The sequence below is a fragment of the Delftia sp. WSY_16 genome (assembly GCF_043104415.1).
GTDB classification, from domain to species: Bacteria; Pseudomonadota; Gammaproteobacteria; order Burkholderiales; family Burkholderiaceae_C; genus Comamonas; species Comamonas tsuruhatensis.
On record NZ_JBICKS010000040.1, the window covers coordinates 529,362 to 546,670 of the forward strand.

Consider the following 17,309-nt stretch of genomic DNA (forward strand, 5'->3'; position numbering starts at 1 on the left):
CGCCTTTCCCCGCCGGCCGGCAGACGGGCGGGCAGGCAGGCGAAGACGAAGGCGGATGCGGGAGGCTGGGCAGGCGGCGGAGGGAGCGGCCGGGCGGCCGCCCCGTTCAGTCGGCCGTTGAATCGACCGTTCAGTCGACCCTCTGCGTGGGCGGCAGGCCCTTGCCGTCGCCCAGCGCGTTGAGCAGCGATGCGCCGCCCTTGCCGCTGAGGAACTTGCCGATCAGGTCCTGCACGATGGGGCTCTTGCCCGCCACGCCTTCCACGGCCTTGCCCACGGACAGCGCCTTGGCGAAGTTGTCGAAGAAGGCGCCCTCGCCCCCCACGATGTCGATGTTGGCCTTGCTGAGCGCGGCCGACAGCACCTCGGACTGGTCCTTGGCCACGCTCTTGTTGGCTTCGATGGCGGCCAGCGCCTGCTCGAAGTTCTTCTCCAGCTGCATGCGGAACTCCTCATGCGAGCGCGCCTGGTCGGACAGCGAGGCCAGCGCGGTGAACTTTTCGGTCAGGCCCTTGGCCTCGGCGAAGAGCTTGTCGCGCAGCACATCGGCCTCGGACGTGCCCACGTCGCGGGTGACCAAGGCCTTGGTCGCGCCCACCTGGGCCTCGCCGCGCGCCTGGGCCAGCAGGCGCTCTTCCAGCACCTTGGCATCGGCCAGGCCCTGCTTTTCGTTGGCGTCGGCCGTGGCCTCGATGACGCGCGCCTCGGCCAGGCCCTTTTCCTGCTGGCCCTTGGCCTCTGCCATCATCTTCTCGGCGATCACCCTGGCCTGCGCCAGGCCTTCCTTTTCCAGGGCGGCGGCCGTGACTTCGCGCACCTTGGCATCGGCCAGGCCGGGCGCGGCGCGCTCGACCTCGATGGCCTCGGCCAGCTTCTTCTTGGCCTCGGCGGTCTTGCTGGCCGCCTCCAGCTCGGCCTGGGCCATGGTCGTGACTTCCACGGCCTTGTGGCGCGAGGCGGCCTCTTCGGCCTCCGCCTTCTTGACCTGGCGCACCAGGTCTTCCTCGGCCTGGGCCTGGGCAGTCAGCACGGTGACCTGCTTCATGCGCTCGGCCTCGGAGACCACGCGCACTTCCTTGATGCGTTCCTCTTCCTGGGCCACGGACTTTTCCACCACCACGCGCTCGCGCACCACATTGGCGATGTTGGCCTTCTCGACCTCGATGGCCTTTTCCTTCTCGATGCGCTGCAGCTCCACCTCGCGCTGGCGGGCCACGATCTCCAGCTCCTTGGCGCGCGTGACCTTCTCGACCTCGATCACCACCGCACGCTCACGGTTTTGCTGGGCCACGGCCACTTCGCGCTGGCGATTTTCCTCGCGGATGTCCAGCTGCTCCTGGGTCTGGATGCGGGCCTGCTCGGCCTTCAGGCGCTCTTCTTCCTGCACCTTCTGGGTCTCGGCCTGCTCGCGCGCCTGGATGGTGGCGATCTCGCGCTTTTGGCGGGCCTCGGCGTCGGCCTGCTGGCGTTCCAGCGCCAGCATGGCTTCCTTGGTCTCCACGTTCTTCTTGGTGATGGCCAAGTCGGAGTTGCGCTCGAGCTCGTTGGTGACGATGTTCTGGTTGGCCGTCAGCTCGGTGATCTTGCGGATGCCTTCGGCATCCAGGATGTTGTTGGGGTCCAGCGAGGACTTGGGAGTCTGCTCCAGATAGTCGATGGCCACGTCCTCCAGCACATAGCCGTTGAGGTCGTTGCCGATGACATGGATGATCTGGTCGCGGAAATCCTGGCGGTTCTCGAACAGCTTCACGAACTCGATCTGCTTGCCCACGGTCTTGAGCGCCTCGGAGAACTTGGCGTTGAACAGGTCGTTGACGGCCGTCTTGTCCGAGGCCCGGTCCACGCCGATGGCCTTGGCCACCTTGAGCACGTCCTCGGCCGTTTCATTGACCCGCAGGTAGAAGGCCACGGTGATGTCGGCGCGCATGTTGTCGCGGCAGATCAGGCCTTCCTTGCCGCGCCGGTCGATCTCCAGCGTCAGCAGCGAGATCTGCATGAATTCCTTCTTGTGGATCACCGGCAGCACCAGGCCGCCCGTGAACTTGACCTTGGGCTGCGAGGTGGTGTCGTTGATGATCAGCGCCGTGCCCTGCGGGACCTTGATGTAGAAGGCCTTGACCAGGGCGAACAGCCCGAGGATGACGACGAAGACGGAACCGATCACCACCCCGGCGACGATGTACCACTCCATATTGCTCATGTTCATGCGAATCTCCCCTGTGAATTGCTATCTGTGAAAACGCTGAAAAACGCAAAGGCCGCGCCCGCCGCACGGGCGCCCGGGCCAATGGGAATCAATGGGAACGAATAGAAAGGAATTCCTGGAAATTCCTGAAGCTAGCGCGGCAGCTCGGTGCCGTCGAACTCGGCCTTGCTGACCACGCGCCAGGCGTTGTGCTCGGGCAGGTGCTCGATAAGCACGATCTCGGTGCCCCGGCCCAGTGCGCGCTCGGGCGAGCGCATCTGCACGTTCAGGCCGGCGCCGCCGTCCTCCACGCTGCCGTAGCCCTGCGTGCCGTCCACTACGGCGCTGCGCACCAGGCCGGTGCGGCCCAGCAGCACCTTGGGCTCCTCTGCAGGCGCCACCTTGTTGACGATGCCCCGCAGCGGGCGCAGCACCAGCACCGTGGCGGCAAAGCCCAGCACGGCAGCCGCCACGGCCACCAAGGTGCCAGTCAGCAGGTTCACCAGGGTCCAGCCCTGGGGCATGGGCACGAAATGGCACAGCACATAGGAAGCCAGCCAGGACAGCAGGAACAGCGCGGTGAGGATGACCGTGAGCGGAATGCCGCCCAGGCCCACCTTGAGCAGCAGCCCGGCCAGCGCGCTGGCCGAGTGCTCCACGCCGTGCGCATGGTCGCTGCCGTCGAACAGCACCCAGTGGTCGAGCGAGTCCACCTCCAGCAGGCCCAGCATGGCGATCAGCCAGTACAGCAGCATGAACAGCAGCAAGGCGCCGAAGATGAAGGTCGGAAAGCCGAACGCGTATTGCAGGAATGCAGACATGTTTTATCTCCTCCCTTCAAACCCGGCAGCCAGGACGGCGGGCACGAAGCGGCTTGCCCGGACCACGGCCGCGCATCAAGCGCTTTTTCCGCCAGCGGCTGCGCGCTGCGCCTTCAGGCGTTCCAGCACCGATTGCGCATTGCCCGCCTGGGGCGTGATGCCGGCGGCGCGCAGCTTGGCATCCAGCGCGTCTTCGCTGCTGTCGCGCGCCAGCTCGGCCGCGCTTTCCATGCGCGCACCGCGCTCGGCCTGCTTTTGCTTGATGCGTTCCAGCGAATCCAGCGCGCTTTGCACGCGCGTCTGCGAGCCTGCGTAGCGGCCGGCCACCGTGGCCTGGGCGCGCTGCACGCTTTCCGTGGCCTTGACGGTGTCGGCCTGCTGCTTGAGGCGCTTGATATGCGTCTGCGCCGTCTGTATGGCCACGCGCAGCTGCTCCACGCTTTGCGTGTAGGCATCCAGCTGGGATTGCTCCTCGTCGCGCTGCGTCTCCAGCACGGAGACCTTGCCGGCCACTTCCAGCGCCAGCGCCTCGTCACTGGTGTCCAGCGCCTTGACGGCATAGCCCTCGTACTCGGCAATGCGTTCCTGGGTCTGCTTGAGCTTGCCGGCCGCCAGCTTTTGCTTGGCCATGATGTCGGCCAGCGCTTCCTTGGACTTGTTCAGGTCGCTGTCGGCATCGCGGATTTCCTGGTCCAGGATGCGCAGGGCCTGGCTGTCGGTCACCGCCTCGCCGGCCTCGTGCGCTGCGCCGCGCAACGCGGTCACCAGCTTGTTCCAGATGGTCATGATGATCTCCTTGGGGCTCAGTGTCTTCAACGGGCAGGCTTCAGGCCTGCACTGGCGCGGGCACCGGCGCAGGGGTCAGATAGTGGGCCAGCGCCTCGGTGGCCTGGATGACGCTGTCGGCCAGGGTGAGGATTTCGGCAATGATGTCGCCCTCGCTGCTGCTGGCATGCAGGGCGGCGAACATCACATAGCCCTCGCCGCCATGGGCCTGGGGTTCCAGCGCCATGGTGGTGAAGGGAAACAGCTTTTGCAGGCGCAGCATCTGCTCGTTGAGGCCGGCGCGATCGCGCACCTGGTCGGCGGGCCAGAGAAAGGCCTCCACCACCAGCTGGTCGCCCGACAGGGCCACGTGGACCGGCAGATCGCCGAATTCGGGCAGGCTGATGAGCAGACTGGCGTCCGCGCCTTCAAGCACCTCGATATGGAGCCGGCCGCCCTGCACCAGCGTTGATTGCTGCAGATCGCCCGCCAAGGCGTGAATATCCCGATATGCCTGTCTGCTGTTGTCCATGCTGCCCTCCTTGTGGATGAGAACCATTGAATCCGGTTGCAAGCCGGACACGCGCATTTGCTTTTCCAATTGCTGCAATGCAGCACCGTACTCTGGAAGAATCCAGACCTCCTTTTTCACCAGCCCCTGCTCGCGCAGCCGTTGCCGGTGCAGACGCTGGTAGTGGGCTGATGTCTTTTGTTCCATGCGGATACCATAGCGACCATTACATGTGATGTCTACATGTAATGAAGATCAATTTGTAAACGGATATGTAAAAGGAGTACCGCAATGGAAGGCATTGCAGACGCACTGACCATGCCTTTGCGTTGCTGCAAATGACCGTTAATTATTCATTTTTTCTACTGAAAATCATTTATCGACAATTTTTCCTATCACCCACAGGAGAGCTCCTGCACAGGGGCGACAGCTGCCGCGAAAGGCTGCCGAGGCACTGCACAATGGCCGCTGTCGCAGGCAGACCCGGCCCTTGGCTGCCCGGCGCACGCTACGGAAACCTCTGCATGCCCGCCTTTCGGCTCTCACTTCGCACGGCAGTCACGGCCCCCTTCATTGCGGTGTTTGTGGTCACGGCCGGGCTATTGGCGGCTTGGCAGCAGCGCCAGGTGGACCAGCTCATCAATCGCGAAAGTCTGCGGCTGCTCGACTCCCTGTCCACCACCACGCGCCACCAATTGGCCGACTATCTGGAGACTCCGCTGCGCGTGCAGCAGGCCCTGGCCGAGACCGTGGCCCGGCAGGCGCTTTACACCCCCGGAGACCTGCGGCCCATCTATGGCTATCTGACACGCTCATTCACCGAGCTCTATGCCCAGCACCACCAGATCAGCCTGTTGAGCTTTGGAGGCGTGCAAGGCGAATACACGGGGGTGCGGCTGGAGCCCGATGGCCACTACCGCCTGATTCTTCAGGACCGCAGCACCCAGGGAACCTTGCAGATTTTCGAGGGACTGCAGCCGGGCCCGCCCATGTCCAGCCTTGCCGGCTACGACCCCCGCGTGCGTCCCTGGTACCAGCCCGCCATTCGCGAAGACGGCCCGCACTGGTCGCCCATCTACACGGTGACGGGGGACCGGGGTGATGCCACGATTTCCGCAGCCACTGCGGTGCGTGTGTCCGGCCAGTTGGCCGGCGTGCTGGCCGCCGATGTGCGGCTGAGCAGCATGAACCGCTTTCTGCGCGACGAGCCCCTGCGCGGCAATGGCCATATCGCCGTGGTCGATGCGCAGGGCTACATGGTGGCGCACTCCTCCGAGCTGTCGGTGCTGAAACGCCGCGAAGGCCCCTACGACCCGCCCGTGCGCCTGCGCCTGTCCGAAAGCCCCGACCTGGCGCTGCGCTCGCTGGCAGCCCGGCTTCCCGAGCACCTGCCCGGGCATGCGCGCGAGGGCTCGACGCCAGCCCGGACAGGCCCTGACCGTGTCATCAACCTGAGCTTCACGGAGCAGGGCCAGATCTACCACGGGCAGGTCACCCCCTTCCACGATGTGCGCGGCATCGACTGGCGGATCCTGGTGCTGCAGCCCGAGTCCGATCTGGTCAGCAGCATGCGGGAGGACAGCCGCCAGACCCTTTTCCTGGCTGTCGGCCTGGCCTTGCTGGGGCTGGCGCTGGGCCTGTGGTGCCTGCGCAGGGCGCTGCGCCCCCTGGCCGTGGCGGCCGACGCGGCCAACCGCCTGGCCCAGGGTGACTGGAGCGCGGTGAAGGCGCTGCCGGACACGTCCGTGGTGGAAACCTCGTCCCTGGTCTCGGCATTCCACAACATGGCGCAGCGGCTGCAGGAATCCTTCGAGCACATGCGCACCCTGCTGCAGTACGACAGCCTGACGCAGCTGCTCACGCGCGCCGGCCTGATCGAGCGGGCCGACGCGGCCGCCAACGCCGGCGCGCCCGTCCCTGCCGCGCTGTGCCTGCTGGAGCTGCAGAATTTCCGCAGCGTGCGCGACGATGTGGGCCATGGCACGGGCGAGCAGTTGCTGCGGGCCGTGGCCGAGCGGCTGCTCAACCACCATCTGCAATTTCCGGCCCTGCTGGCACGCACGGCCAGCAATGAATTCGCCGTGCTGTGGCTGCACGAGTGCACGCCGCTGCAGGTACAGGACAAATGCCGCCACCTGCTGGAGATCTTCGACCAGCCATTTTCCGTGGGCAAGGACGACATCGTGCTGCGCGCCTGCGCGGGCGCCGTCAGCGGCGAGCTGCTGCCGGGCGCGCTGCCCGAGTGGCTGCGCAACGCCAGCATTGCGCTGGGTGAGGCGCAGCGCGGCTCGCACCCCTTCCTGCTGTTCGAGCCCAGCCTGGCGCAGAAAATGCTGGGCCGCACCCAATTGGCCATGGAATTGCGCCAAGCGCTGGAGCGCAACGAACTGCGCGTTTTCTACCAGCCCGTGGTGGATCTGGCCACGGGCCGCATGGTGGGTGCCGAGGCCCTGGTGCGCTGGGAAAGCCCGACGCGCGGCAGGGTGCCGCCGGGCGTGTTCATCCCGGTGGCCGAGGAGTCGGACCTGATCCTGAGCGTCGGCGAATGGGTGCTGCGCACGGCGGCGCACGATATTGCCCTGCACCTTGCACACCTGCCGGCCGACTTCGAGCTGCACGTCAACATGTCGGCACGCGAGCTGATCCAGTCCGACTTCGCCTGCACGCTGGAGCAGGCGCTGGCCACCAGCGGCCTGCCCGCCCGGGTGCTGACCCTGGAGCTGACGGAGTCCATGCTGCTGGACGACAGCGACGCCACGCTGCAGCGCATTGCCGCCATCCGCGCGCTGGGCGTGAAGATCGCCATCGACGACTTCGGCACCGGCTACTCGTCCCTGGCCTACCTGAGCCGCCTGCGCTTTGACTGCATCAAGATCGACCAGAGCTTTGTGGGCCAGCTGCCGGCTTCCGAGTCCGACAAGGCCATCGTGACCGCCGTGCTGCGCATTGCCCAGGGCTTTGGCGTCAAGGTGGTCGCCGAAGGTGTGGAAGAACAGGCCCAGGCGCAGCTGCTGCACGAGCTCGGCTGCGAGCATGCGCAGGGCTATCTGTTCGAGCGGCCCGTGCCGCTGGCGCAGATGCTGGACTACCGCGCCCCCTGGCGCGAGTGAACAGGTACAGTCAGCAGCCCGCAGACTGTCGGCTTTGGCTGACGCGCACCGCTTGCATGATCCGGTGCACCGGCAGGTGCCATCCACGGAACAATCGGCGCCTGTTCCAGCCCGCTTCCTTCCATGACGCCCTCATCTTGCGACAACCAGCCGCCCAGGCTTGATCCCGCCGGCCCCATCCACCTGATCGTGCCGCTGCGCCCCGGCGCCGACCTGGAGCAGCTGCGCGCCCGCCTGACCGGCGTGCCGGCGCTGCAGCAGCGCAGCGTGCATTGGCATGTGCCGGGCGCAAGGGCCGACATCGTGCAGTTGGCCGCCAGCGCCGTGGACAGTGCCCGCAGGGACGGCGGCCTGGTCGTGGCCGCCGGCGGTGACGGCACCATCAATGCCGTGGCCTCGGCCGCCTGGTCGCGTGGCGTGCCCATGGGCGTGGTGCCGCTGGGCACCTTCAACTACTTCGCCCGCGAGCAGGCGCTGTCACTGGAGCCGGCCCAGGCCGTGCAGGACATTCTCCAGGCGTTGCAGGCCGGCCAGATGCGGGCCGTGAACGTGGGCCTGGTCAACGAACGGCTTTTCCTGGTGAACGCCAGCCTGGGCCTGTACCCCCGCCTGCTCGACGAACGCGAACGCGCGTCCACCCGCTTCGGCCGCACCCGGCTGGTGGCCATAGCCGCCTCCATCTGGAGCATCCTGCGCGGCGGCAGCGTGCGCCGCTGGCGCGTGGCCCTGCGCCCCGACCGGGATGCGCCGTTGCAGCAGCAGGAGCACTTGGCCACCACCCTGTTCGTCGGCAACAACCCGCTGCAGCTGGAGCGCGTGGGGATTGACGAGGCCCGCGCCGTGGCCGATGGCCGGCATCTGGCCGCCGTGCTGCTGCTGCCCCAGGCCAGCGAGGCCCCGGCGCGCGTGGTCTGGAATGCGGTGATGGGACGGCTGGCCCAGGACGATGCCGTCGCCAGCCTGGCCTGTACCGAGCTGGTGGCGGAGCCTGCAGGACGGCGTCCTCGCCGCATGAAGGTGGCCTTCGATGGCGAACGCGAATGGATGGCGCCGCCCATCCGCTTTCGCCTGGGCGAGAAGCCGCTGTGGCTGGTCGTGCCTGCCCCGGCAGAGCCCGCCTCCTCCTGACCGCCGAATGAGGAACAAGGAGCGCCCATGGCCTTGCTCATGCATTTGTCGGACCTGCATTTCGGCGCCCACGATCAGGCCGTGTGCGCCGCCGTGGCCAGACTGGCGGCCCGGCTGCCGGTAACGCTGCTGGTGGTCTCCGGCGACCTGACCCAGCGCGCCACGGCCGCGCAATTTGCCCAGGCGCGGGAGTTTCTCGACAGCCTTTCCGTGCCCCGGCGACTGGTGGTGCCCGGCAACCACGATCTGCCGCTGCTCGCCTGGTGGGAACGGCTGGGTGGCCACGCCCACGACCGCTATGTGCGCTGGATCGATTCCGAACTGCAGCCCTGGTGTGCCGTGCCAGGCTTTTGCGTGATCGGCGTGGACACCACACGCTGGTGGCGCCACCAGCGCGGCAGCCTGTCGGCCGGGCAGATCCTGCACGTGGCGCAGCGCCTGGAGCAGGCCAGCCCCGCCGACTGGCGCATCGTCGTCAGCCACCACCCGCTGGCTGCGGCCCACGAAGAGGACCGCAGCCACCGTCCTCACCGCGCCGCGCAGGCCCTGGCCCGCTGGCGCGATGCCGGAGCGCAACTGGTGCTCTCGGGCCATGGGCATGACCCCGGCCTGGTCCAGCCCCTGCCCGGGCTGTGGGCAGCGCAGGCGGGCACCGCGGTCTCGGTGCGGCTGCGCGCCCATGCGCCCAACAGCCTGTTCACCCTGGAGCATCGGGATGGCGCCACAGGCCAGGACTGGCGCCGGCAGCTCACGCGCTGGGACTATTCGCGGCAGGCCGGTGAATTCCTGCCCGTGCAAAGGCATGTGCTGGATCCCCTGCCCACTGCCCAGACTTGAGATCGCACAGGCCGTTCGTGGGACTTGACTTTGTATTGCACAATCCATCGCCTGGCGCGCACAGAAGGCAACCGTCGACCAAGTTTGCATGCTGTCCTACGTGATGGAGGGCGGCGGGTGTGGATGATCAGCCCTCGTCCATGCTGCCTTTTTGATAGCAGCATGACGCACTGCAACAAAGAGATATGCGAATCCTGTACGTTGAAGACAATGCCGACCTGCGAGAAACCATTGGCCTGCTGATGGAGAGCGAATCCCGTTTCGTGACCAGTTGCGCCACTGCCGAGCAGGCCCTGGAACTGGATGCGGGCCAGCCTTTCGACGTGGTGGTCTCCGATGTCAGTCTGCCGGGCCTGTCCGGCACCGATCTGGCGCGGCAGCTGCTGCAGGCCGATGCGCAGCGCTGGATCATCCTGTGCTCCGGCTACGACCTGGGACCCTACCCGGCCGCCTGGGGTCCCCAGGTGCGGACCTTGCTCAAGCCCTTCGAGATCGAGGACCTGGAAACGCTGCTGGACTCCATACAGGAAGCGCTGCACACCAGGCCCGTCCACTGAGCCCATTTTTCCGAGACCGGCCTGCCGGTCCATCGGCTCCCGCCGTCACAGCACGGCCTTGGAGCCTCCCGCTGCCATCTCGCGCGGCAACTCCACCCTGAAGCTGGTCACGCCATCGGCGGAGTGCACATCGATGCGCCCGTTGTGCGAACGCACGATCTGGTGCGCGATGAAAAGCCCCAGGCCCAGGCCCTGGTGCTGGCCCGGCTTGCGCTCTCCTCCGCGAAACGGGTTGAACAGGGTGGGCATCAGCTCCGCAGGAATGGTGCCGCCGTTGCGCACCGTGATGACCACGCAATGGTCCTGCCTGCCATCGGCCGTCACCTGCACAGGCTGCGCCGGATCGCCATGGTGCATGGCGTTGCCCACCAGATTGGTGAGCACCTGGCACAGGCGTTCGCCATCCCAGGTGCCATCGAGATTGCCCAGCATCTCGCTGTCCAGGCGCCGCTGCGGAAAACCCGTCTCCACTTCCTGCAGCGTGCGCTGCAGCAGCGCTTGCAAGCTGGTAGGCCGCGGTGACAGCGGCAGGCCTTCCGCCTGGCGGATGCGGGTGACGTCCAGCAGGTCCTCGATCATGCGCGACATGCGCTGGCTGCTGCTGAGCATGCGCTCGGCCATGCTGGCCACCTTGCCCGTATCGGGCTGGCGCGTGAGCAACGTGGCGGCGGCCTTGATGGATTGCAGCGGCGTGCGCAGGTCGTGGCTGAGCACGGCCATGAACATCTCGTTGATGCGCAGCGCCTCGGTGCGTTCCTGCAGCTGATGGGCCAGTGCCTGCTTGCGCTGGTGCAGCTCGAAGAACACATTGGCCTTGGTGGTCAGCATGTGGGGATCGATGGGCTTGTACAGGAAGTCCACGGCGCCGCTCTCATAGCCACGGAACTGCCAGTTGTGCTCGCGCGAGCCGGCCGTCATGAAGATGAGCGGGATATGGCGCGTGCGCTCGCTGCCGCGGATCAGCTCGGCCAGCTCGAAACCGTTCATCTCGGGCATCTGCACATCCAGCAGGGCCAGGGCCACGTCGCTGTGGTTGAGCAGCAGCTCCAGCGCCTCGGGGCCGGACTGGGCCTTGAGGAATTCGATGCCGTCGCGTTGCAGCAGCGCCTCGATGGCGATCAGGTTCTCGGCGATGTCATCGACGATCAAGCATTTGACGCGATCTGTATGGGGCATGGATTCTCTCTCGGTATTTAGTCTTGTGGGGGCGTGCCGGCTGGACATTCAAAGCCTTCCCTGGCGGTGCAGCGATGCAATGAGGGAGGCAATGCCTTCGGGCGCCAGCGCCTGGGCCTGCGGCACGCGGGCCAGCGCCGCCAGCGGCATGGTGGGCATGCGGGCGCCGTCGGGCGCCTGCACCACGGCCAGGCCACCGGCGGCGTGCACGCTGGCCATGCCCTGCGCGCCGTCGTCATTGGCGCCGGACAGCAGCACCGCCAGCAGCCGCTCGCCATAGCAATCCGCAGCGGACTCGAACAGCACGTCGATGGAGGGCCGCGAAAAATGCCAGGGCGCATCCAGCGACAGCGCCAGCCGGGGGCCGCTGTCCACCAGCAGGTGATAGTCGGCCGGGGCGAAGTACAGGCACCCAGGCTCGATCCATTGCTGGTCCTGCACCTCGCGCACCGGCACGGCGCAGCGCGGGCCGAAGAGCTGGGCCAGCAGGCTGCGGCGATCGCGCGGCAGGTGCAGCACCACCAGCACCGAGGCGCGCAGGCTGGCCGGCAGCGCGGGCAGCACCACCGATAGCGCGTCGAGCGCGCCGGCCGAGCCGCCGATCACGATGGCCTCGTAGGCTGTGGCGGCGTCGGAGGCGGGTGTGTTCGTGGTCACGGGCATCACAGCCCGGCCTTCTTGCGGTAGATGCGGTCCTCGAGCACGAAGTCCTCGAAGGCCTCCGAATGCCCTGAAAACCGCAGCGACTCCTTGGAGCCCAGCCCCAGGAATCCGCGATGGCACAGCGCTTCGCGGAACAGGCCCAGCGCCCGGTCCTGCAGCTCGCGCTCGAAATAGATCAGCACGTTGCGGCAGGACACCAGGTGCATTTCGGCGAACACGCTGTCGGTGGCCAGGCTGTGGTCGGAGAACACCATGTGCTCGCGCAGCCCCTTGTCGAAGACCACGCGGCCGTAGCGCGCCGTGTAGTAGTGCGACAGCGAGCTGTGCCCGCCCGAGCGCGCATGGTTGTCGGTGAAGGCCGCCACGCGCGACATGTCGAACACGCCCTGCTCGGCCGCGCGCAGCGCATGCGGATTGATGTCGGTGGCATAGATCAGGGTGCGGTCCAGCAGGCCCTCTTCCTCCAGCAGGATGGCCAGCGAATACACCTCCTCGCCCGCGCTGCAGCCGGCCACCCAGACCTTGAGCGAGGGATAGGTGCGCAGCAGCGGCACCACCTCGGTGCGCAGCGCCCGGAAATAGCTCGGGTCGCGGAACATGTCGCTGACCTGGACCGTGAGGTATTCCAGCAGCGCCGGGAACACGCTTGCATCGTGCAATACGCGGTCCTGCAGCTGCGACAGCGTCTGGCAGCCGAACTGCACCAGGGCCGTCTGCAGGCGCCGCTTGAGCGAGGCCTGGGCATAGCCCCGGAAGTCGTAGTGGTAGCGGTGGTAGATGGCGTCGATCAGCAGGCGCTGCTCGATGTCGGCGGTGCGGGCTTTTTTCATCGCCGGGCCGCCCCAAGATGAAAAGCGGCCCCCTCGGGGGGCAGCGGACCTTGCGCAGCAAGGGGAGCGTGGGGGCTATTTTTCAGCTGAGGCATCGCGTCCTCCTTGCTACTTGGGCATCCACACCCGCACCAGCGACAGCAGCTTTTCCACGTCCAGCGGTTTGGCGATGTAGTCGTTGGCACCAGCGGCCAGGCATTTCTCCTGGTCGTCCTTCATGGCCTTGGCGGTCAGGGCGATGATGGGCAGGCGGCGCCATTGCGGCCGGTTGCGGATCTCGCGCATGGCGGTGTAGCCATCCATCTCGGGCATCATGATGTCCATCAGCACCAGGTCGATACCGGCCTGCGCTGCGCCGCGAGACTCCAGCGCCTCCAGCGCCTCGCGCCCGTTGCGCGCGATCTCCACGCGGATGCCCGTGGGCTCCAGGATGCTGGACAGCGCAAACACGTTGCGCACATCGTCTTCCACCACCAGCACCGTGCGCCCTTCCAGCGCAGACTCGCGGCTGCGCGCGACCTGCAGCATCTGGCGGTGCTCGGCCGACAGCTCCGACTCCACCTGGTGCAGGAACAGCGTGACCTCGTCGAGCAGGCGCTCGGGCGAGCGCGCGTCCTTGATGATGATGGACTTGGAAAAGCGCCGCAGCTGCTGCTCTTCATCGCGCGACAGCGCCCGGCCCGTGTAGACGATGACAGGCGGGAAGGAAACATCGTCCTGGTCCGTCATGCGCTGCAGCAGCTCGTAGCCGCTGATGTCAGGCAGGTTCAGGTCCATCACCATGCAGTCGAATGTGGAGCCGCGCAGATGATCCAGCGCGGCCGCCGCCGTGCCCGCGCAGACGATGTCCACATCGCTGCGGCTGAGCAGGTGGCGCACGCTCTCGCGCTGGCGCTCGTCATCCTCCACCACCAGCACGCGGCGCAGGTCCTGGGTGAACTTGGCCTCCAGCCGCTGCAGGGCGTGGACCAGTTCCTCGCGCTTGACGGGCTTGAGCGCGTAGCCGACGGCACCCCGCCCCATGGCTTCCTGCGAATAGTCCGCGACCGAGACCACGTGCACGGGAATGTGGCGCGTGGCCGGGTTGCGCTTGAGCTGGTCCAGCACGCCCAGGCCCGAGAAATCGGGCAGGTTGATATCGAGCACGATGGCGTTGGGCTGATTGTCGGCCGCCATGGACAGGCCGTCGGACGCCGTATTGGCCACGTCGCACTCGAAATCCATCTCGCGTGCCAGCTCCGACAGGATGTCCGCGAAGCGCAGGTCATCCTCGATCACGAGGATGCGGCGCCCGCTCTGACCCCTCTTGCGCAGGGCGTCCGTTGCCGCCGACGCGGCAGGTGCCATGGCAGGCGACATGGGCGGCGCGAACGCAGGTGCGGCGGGCGCAACGTTGGCCGTTGCGAGCACGGGCACGGACGACGCTGCCAAGGCCTCTCGCAGCCCCTGCGGCTGAGGCTGCGGTGCGGCAGTCGGGGCCGTGGCCGGGCCGGACTCGGCCGACTCCAGGCTCACGGGCACGGTCAGTGTGAAAACGCTGCCCTGGCCAGGCGTGCTGGAGACGGTCAGCGTGCCGCCCAGCAGCCCCGCCAGATCACGCGATATCGACAGGCCCAGGCCCGTGCCGCCGAACTTGCGGTGCGTGCTGCCATCGGCCTGGCGGAAGGCATCGAAGATGAATTGCTGCTGCTGCTCGGCAATGCCGATGCCGGTATCGCGCACCGCGAAAGACAGCATGCCCTGGGGCGCGCAGGACACCTGCAGGCCCACCGAGCCCTTGGCCGTGAACTTGAGCGCGTTGGACAACAGGTTCTTGAGCACCTGGGCCAGCCGCATGGGATCGGTCTGCATGGTGGCGGGCACGCCCGGGTCCACCGTCCAAGTCAGCTCCAGGCCCTTTTCGCGGGCAATCGGGCGCAGCGGCTCCATCAGCGTCTGCAGCGCCGTGGCAATGGTCACGGGCTCGGCGACCACGGTGACCTGGCCGGCCTCGATCTTGGACAGGTCCAGGATGTCGTTGATCAGCGCCAGCAGGTCGCTGCCTGCGGCGTGGATGGTCTGCGCGTACTTGATCTGCTCGGCCTGCAGATTGCCCGGCCTGTTGTCGGCCAGCAGCTTGGCCAGGATCAGGGTGGAGTTCAGCGGCGTGCGCAGTTCGTGGCTCATATTGGCCAGGAACTCGCTCTTGTACTGGCTGGCCAGCTCCAGCTCGCGAGCCTTGTCGGTCAGCGCGCCCTGGGCGCGCAGCAACTGCTCGCGCTGGTACTCCAGCTGCTGGGTCTGCTCTTCCAGGTGGGCATTGGTCTGCTCCAGCTCGGTCTGCTGGTGCTCCATCTGGGTCTGCGACTCCTGCAGGATGCGGCTTTGCTGCTCCAGCTCCTCGTTGCTCACGCGCAGCTCTTCCTGCTGGGCTTGCAGCTCTTCCGACTGGCGGCGCGTTTCCTCCAGCAAGGTCTCCAGGCGCGAACGGTCCAGGCCCGAGCGAATGGCCACGGCCAGCGATTCGGAGGCGCGCTCCAGCAGGCTGCGCTCGGCTTCGCCCACGGGGCGCAGAAAGCCCAGTTCGATCACGGCGAACACTTCGCCGTTTTCCATGGCGGGCACCAGCATCAGCTGCAAGGGGCTGGACTGGCCGGTGCCCGAGGAAATCTGCAAATGCTGGGCAGGCACATCGCTGACATGCAGCAGCTTGCGCGACGCGGCCGCCTGGCCCGCCAGCCCCTCGCCGGGCAGCAGCTTTTGCTGCAGTCGCTCGCGCGGCAGGGCATAGCCGCCGAACAGGCGCAACCCGCCATCGGCGCAGTCCACCACATAGCCGGCGCCCACATCGGCACGCAAATAGTTGGCCAGGTACTCCAGCGCCTTCTGGCCCAGGTCTTCCAGCCGGTGGTCTCCCTGCAACTGCTGCCCCAGGCCGGAAAGACCGGACGTCACCCACGACTGGCGCGCCTTGACGCGGTACTCGCGCACCGTCAGCGCGGCCGATGCCAGGATCAGGCCCAGCAGGATGAGGGAGCCGCCCCAGGAATAGTAGGTCGAGGTGGTGGATGCCTCCACCCACAGCTGGCGACGCTGGGCCAGCTCCCGTGTCTGGTGCGTATAGAGGTCGTCGATCAGCTCGCGCAGCCGGTCCATGGCGTTCTTGCCCACGTCCAGGCGCACCAGGGCCATGGCGGCGTCCAGATCGCCGGACTTGCGCAGGTCTATGGTCTCCTGCAGCTCGCGCAGCTTCTGGGCCGATATCTCCTCGATCTGCGCCAGCAGCCGGTGCTGGTCGGAGTCATTGGAAGTGCGCGCCTTGAGCGCCTCCAGCTGCTGCATCAGCACATCGCGTGCCTGCTGGTAGGGCTGCAGGTAGGCCGGGTCGCCCGTGAGCAGAAAACCGCGCTGCCCGGTCTCAGCGTCCTTGAGCGAAGCATTGAGCTGGCTGAGCTGGCGCATGGCCAGTGTCGTGCGGTCCATGGCCACCACGGCCTGGCCTCGCGTCTCAGACGCCCTGAAATTGACGAAGGCAATGACCAGGGTGGCCAGTGCCGCCGCGCCAAAGCCGGCAACAAGTGTCCATGGAATGGCAAAGCGCTTGGTGCTCTGATTGCGGGAGGATCGTGGCATGCAGTGGAGTTTCTGGCAGGAAGGGACGGGGAAATCCGCCAAGGACTGTAAACGTTTTGCGCAGCCCTCGGCAGCACTGTGGCGCAGCTTGCGCTGGTTTCGGCGGCGCGCGACGCCCGCAGGCGCCATTGCAGCCGTTAACATGGCCCGATACTTTCCTTCCGACACCCCGCTGCGGGCGTCGGCCCACTTTCCAGGACCCATTGCATGAAAACCTTTGCCATCACCGTCGCATCGCTGGCCGCTGCCGCTTCGCTGGTGTCCACCAGCGCCAGCGCTGCGGCTTCGATCTTCCTCAACGACACCATCGCCGCGCGCATTCCCGCCAGGGACCTGCCCGATGCCAAGGCCACCGTGGCCAAGGTGCTCAACGAGGCCGCCGACGGCTCCGTGACCGAATGGACCAGCGGCCCGAACCGAACCAACCAGCGCGTGACGTTGGCCTTGCAGCCGCAGCAGACCGTGCAGACCGGGACGGCCGGAAGCTGCCGCCTGCTGTCGGCCGATGTGCGCCTGAAAAAGACCTCGGAAAATTGGCGCTTCTGGTTCTGCAAGCAGTCCGACGGATCGTGGAAGGCCAGCGGCAGCCAGCCCTGAGCAAGGATTGCGGTGGTCGGCGACCGGGAATCCGGCATGGACCTACGCCACCAGCCCTGGGCGCGTGGGAGCATGTCGGCCGGAAGATAGACCACCGGAGAACAACCATGCCCCATGAATTTGTGCATGCCACGACACTTGCCAGACGGCTGGCCCTGGCCGTCGCCGCAACCTCTTTGCTGACGCTGGCCGCCTGCTCGGGCGAGACCTCGTCGCAGCGCGCGGGATTTCCCATGGCCGAAGTGCCGCGCTTCAACCAGCCGCCACCGGACAAGCCCCTGCTGGGCCAGCCCGTGATCACGGCCGAGCAGGTCATGCCCCATGCCAAGGGCGACCCGCATGAGCCGTTGCCGGCTGCCGCGCCGCTGCCCGCCCGGGCGTCTGAACCGGCAAGCGGGTCAGGTGCCACCAACAAGGAAGATGCAGGCGGCGTGAATCCGGCCGCCGGCCAGGCCGCCGCCATCACCGACGGCCAGGGAGAGGGCTCCAAGTACGAGCTGGGCGCCCCCAAGTAACC

Annotated in this window: 14 protein-coding genes; 6 read left to right on the forward strand and 8 right to left on the reverse strand. The window is 66.9% G+C overall.

Annotation, left to right across the window (positions count from 1 at the left end; all coding sequences use genetic code 11):
* Positions 1-130: 130 nt before the first annotated feature.
* The 4 genes from ACF8O7_RS22065 to ACF8O7_RS22080 form a co-directional block, all read right to left on the reverse strand.
* Positions 131-2,206: a hypothetical protein gene (locus tag ACF8O7_RS22065; RefSeq protein WP_046240080.1), complete on the reverse strand. Its 2,076-nt coding sequence runs from the start codon at positions 2,204-2,206 to the stop codon at positions 131-133.
* Between the two features lie 131 nt (positions 2,207-2,337).
* Positions 2,338-3,006: a hypothetical protein gene (locus tag ACF8O7_RS22070; protein WP_016446961.1), complete on the reverse strand. Its 669-nt coding sequence runs from the start codon at positions 3,004-3,006 to the stop codon at positions 2,338-2,340.
* Between the two features lie 75 nt (positions 3,007-3,081).
* The gene (locus tag ACF8O7_RS22075; RefSeq protein ID WP_016446962.1) at positions 3,082-3,792 is read right to left on the reverse strand and encodes a PspA/IM30 family protein; all 711 of its coding nucleotides are present in this window, start codon (positions 3,790-3,792) and stop codon (positions 3,082-3,084) included.
* A 40-nt stretch (positions 3,793-3,832) separates the two neighbouring features.
* A complete protein-coding gene (locus ACF8O7_RS22080; RefSeq protein ID WP_227472490.1) occupies positions 3,833-4,303 on the reverse strand; it encodes a YjfI family protein in 471 nt (156 codons plus the stop codon).
* A gap of 440 nt (positions 4,304-4,743) precedes the next feature.
* On the opposite strand from ACF8O7_RS22080, the gene ACF8O7_RS22085 reads away from it, so the two are divergent.
* From ACF8O7_RS22085 to ACF8O7_RS22100, 4 genes are all read left to right on the forward strand, one after another.
* Positions 4,744-7,392 carry an EAL domain-containing protein gene (locus ACF8O7_RS22085; protein ID WP_126311357.1) on the forward strand — a complete coding sequence of 883 codons (2,649 nt, stop codon included), beginning with the start codon at positions 4,744-4,746 and terminating at the stop codon, positions 7,390-7,392.
* A 123-nt stretch (positions 7,393-7,515) separates the two neighbouring features.
* Positions 7,516-8,520 (forward strand): diacylglycerol kinase family protein, encoded by a 1,005-nt coding sequence (locus tag ACF8O7_RS22090; RefSeq protein WP_016446965.1) that lies wholly within the window; start codon positions 7,516-7,518, stop codon positions 8,518-8,520.
* A gap of 27 nt (positions 8,521-8,547) precedes the next feature.
* A complete protein-coding gene (locus tag ACF8O7_RS22095; RefSeq protein ID WP_016446966.1) occupies positions 8,548-9,357 on the forward strand; it encodes a metallophosphoesterase in 810 nt (269 codons plus the stop codon).
* Between the two features lie 185 nt (positions 9,358-9,542).
* A complete protein-coding gene (locus ACF8O7_RS22100; protein ID WP_016446967.1) occupies positions 9,543-9,914 on the forward strand; it encodes a response regulator in 372 nt (123 codons plus the stop codon).
* Between the two features lie 45 nt (positions 9,915-9,959).
* Here ACF8O7_RS22100 and ACF8O7_RS22105 read toward each other — a convergent pair whose 3' ends face one another.
* The 4 genes from ACF8O7_RS22105 to ACF8O7_RS22120 form a co-directional block, all read right to left on the reverse strand.
* Positions 9,960-11,090 (reverse strand): hybrid sensor histidine kinase/response regulator, encoded by a 1,131-nt coding sequence (locus ACF8O7_RS22105; protein ID WP_016446968.1) that lies wholly within the window; start codon positions 11,088-11,090, stop codon positions 9,960-9,962.
* Positions 11,091-11,138: 48 nt separating this feature from the next.
* A complete protein-coding gene (locus ACF8O7_RS22110; RefSeq protein WP_016446969.1) occupies positions 11,139-11,753 on the reverse strand; it encodes a chemotaxis protein CheB in 615 nt (204 codons plus the stop codon).
* The gene (locus ACF8O7_RS22115; protein ID WP_126311358.1) at positions 11,753-12,583 is read right to left on the reverse strand and encodes a protein-glutamate O-methyltransferase CheR; all 831 of its coding nucleotides are present in this window, start codon (positions 12,581-12,583) and stop codon (positions 11,753-11,755) included. Before ACF8O7_RS22115 ends, ACF8O7_RS22110 begins: the two co-directional genes overlap by 1 nt.
* Positions 12,584-12,691: 108 nt before the next feature.
* Positions 12,692-16,195, reverse strand: a complete 3,504-nt coding sequence (locus tag ACF8O7_RS22120) for a response regulator (protein ID WP_126311359.1) — start codon at positions 16,193-16,195, stop codon at positions 12,692-12,694.
* Positions 16,196-16,402: 207 nt separating this feature from the next.
* Here ACF8O7_RS22120 and ACF8O7_RS22125 point away from each other — a divergent pair, with 207 nt between their 5' ends.
* Both ACF8O7_RS22125 and ACF8O7_RS22130 read left to right on the forward strand, forming a co-directional pair.
* Entirely contained in the window at positions 16,403-16,792 is a 390-nt protein-coding gene (locus ACF8O7_RS22125; RefSeq protein WP_126311360.1) for a hypothetical protein, read from the forward strand.
* A gap of 107 nt (positions 16,793-16,899) precedes the next feature.
* On the forward strand, positions 16,900-17,307 hold the full coding sequence (locus ACF8O7_RS22130) for a hypothetical protein (protein WP_126311361.1): 408 nt from the start codon (positions 16,900-16,902) through the stop codon (positions 17,305-17,307).
* The last annotated feature ends 2 nt before the right edge of the window (positions 17,308-17,309 follow it).

Excerpts from the sequence above, each read along its gene's own strand:
- ACF8O7_RS22065 (WP_046240080.1), bottom strand. The coding sequence starts at position 2,206 with ATGAACATGAGCAATATGGAGTGGTACATCGTCGCCGGGGTGGTGATC.
- ACF8O7_RS22070 (WP_016446961.1), bottom strand. The coding sequence starts at position 3,006 with ATGTCTGCATTCCTGCAATACGCGTTCGGCTTTCCGACCTTCATCTTC.
- ACF8O7_RS22075 (WP_016446962.1), bottom strand. The coding sequence starts at position 3,792 with ATGACCATCTGGAACAAGCTGGTGACCGCGTTGCGCGGCGCAGCGCAC.
- ACF8O7_RS22080 (WP_227472490.1), bottom strand. The coding sequence starts at position 4,303 with ATGGACAACAGCAGACAGGCATATCGGGATATTCACGCCTTGGCGGGC.
- ACF8O7_RS22085 (WP_126311357.1), top strand. The coding sequence starts at position 4,744 with ATGGCCGCTGTCGCAGGCAGACCCGGCCCTTGGCTGCCCGGCGCACGC.
- ACF8O7_RS22090 (WP_016446965.1), top strand. The coding sequence starts at position 7,516 with ATGACGCCCTCATCTTGCGACAACCAGCCGCCCAGGCTTGATCCCGCC.
- ACF8O7_RS22095 (WP_016446966.1), top strand. The coding sequence starts at position 8,548 with ATGGCCTTGCTCATGCATTTGTCGGACCTGCATTTCGGCGCCCACGAT.
- ACF8O7_RS22100 (WP_016446967.1), top strand. The coding sequence starts at position 9,543 with ATGCGAATCCTGTACGTTGAAGACAATGCCGACCTGCGAGAAACCATT.
- ACF8O7_RS22105 (WP_016446968.1), bottom strand. The coding sequence starts at position 11,090 with ATGCCCCATACAGATCGCGTCAAATGCTTGATCGTCGATGACATCGCC.
- ACF8O7_RS22110 (WP_016446969.1), bottom strand. The coding sequence starts at position 11,753 with ATGCCCGTGACCACGAACACACCCGCCTCCGACGCCGCCACAGCCTAC.
- ACF8O7_RS22115 (WP_126311358.1), bottom strand. The coding sequence starts at position 12,583 with ATGAAAAAAGCCCGCACCGCCGACATCGAGCAGCGCCTGCTGATCGAC.
- ACF8O7_RS22120 (WP_126311359.1), bottom strand. The coding sequence starts at position 16,195 with ATGCCACGATCCTCCCGCAATCAGAGCACCAAGCGCTTTGCCATTCCA.
- ACF8O7_RS22125 (WP_126311360.1), top strand. The coding sequence starts at position 16,403 with ATGAAAACCTTTGCCATCACCGTCGCATCGCTGGCCGCTGCCGCTTCG.
- ACF8O7_RS22130 (WP_126311361.1), top strand. The coding sequence starts at position 16,900 with ATGCCCCATGAATTTGTGCATGCCACGACACTTGCCAGACGGCTGGCC.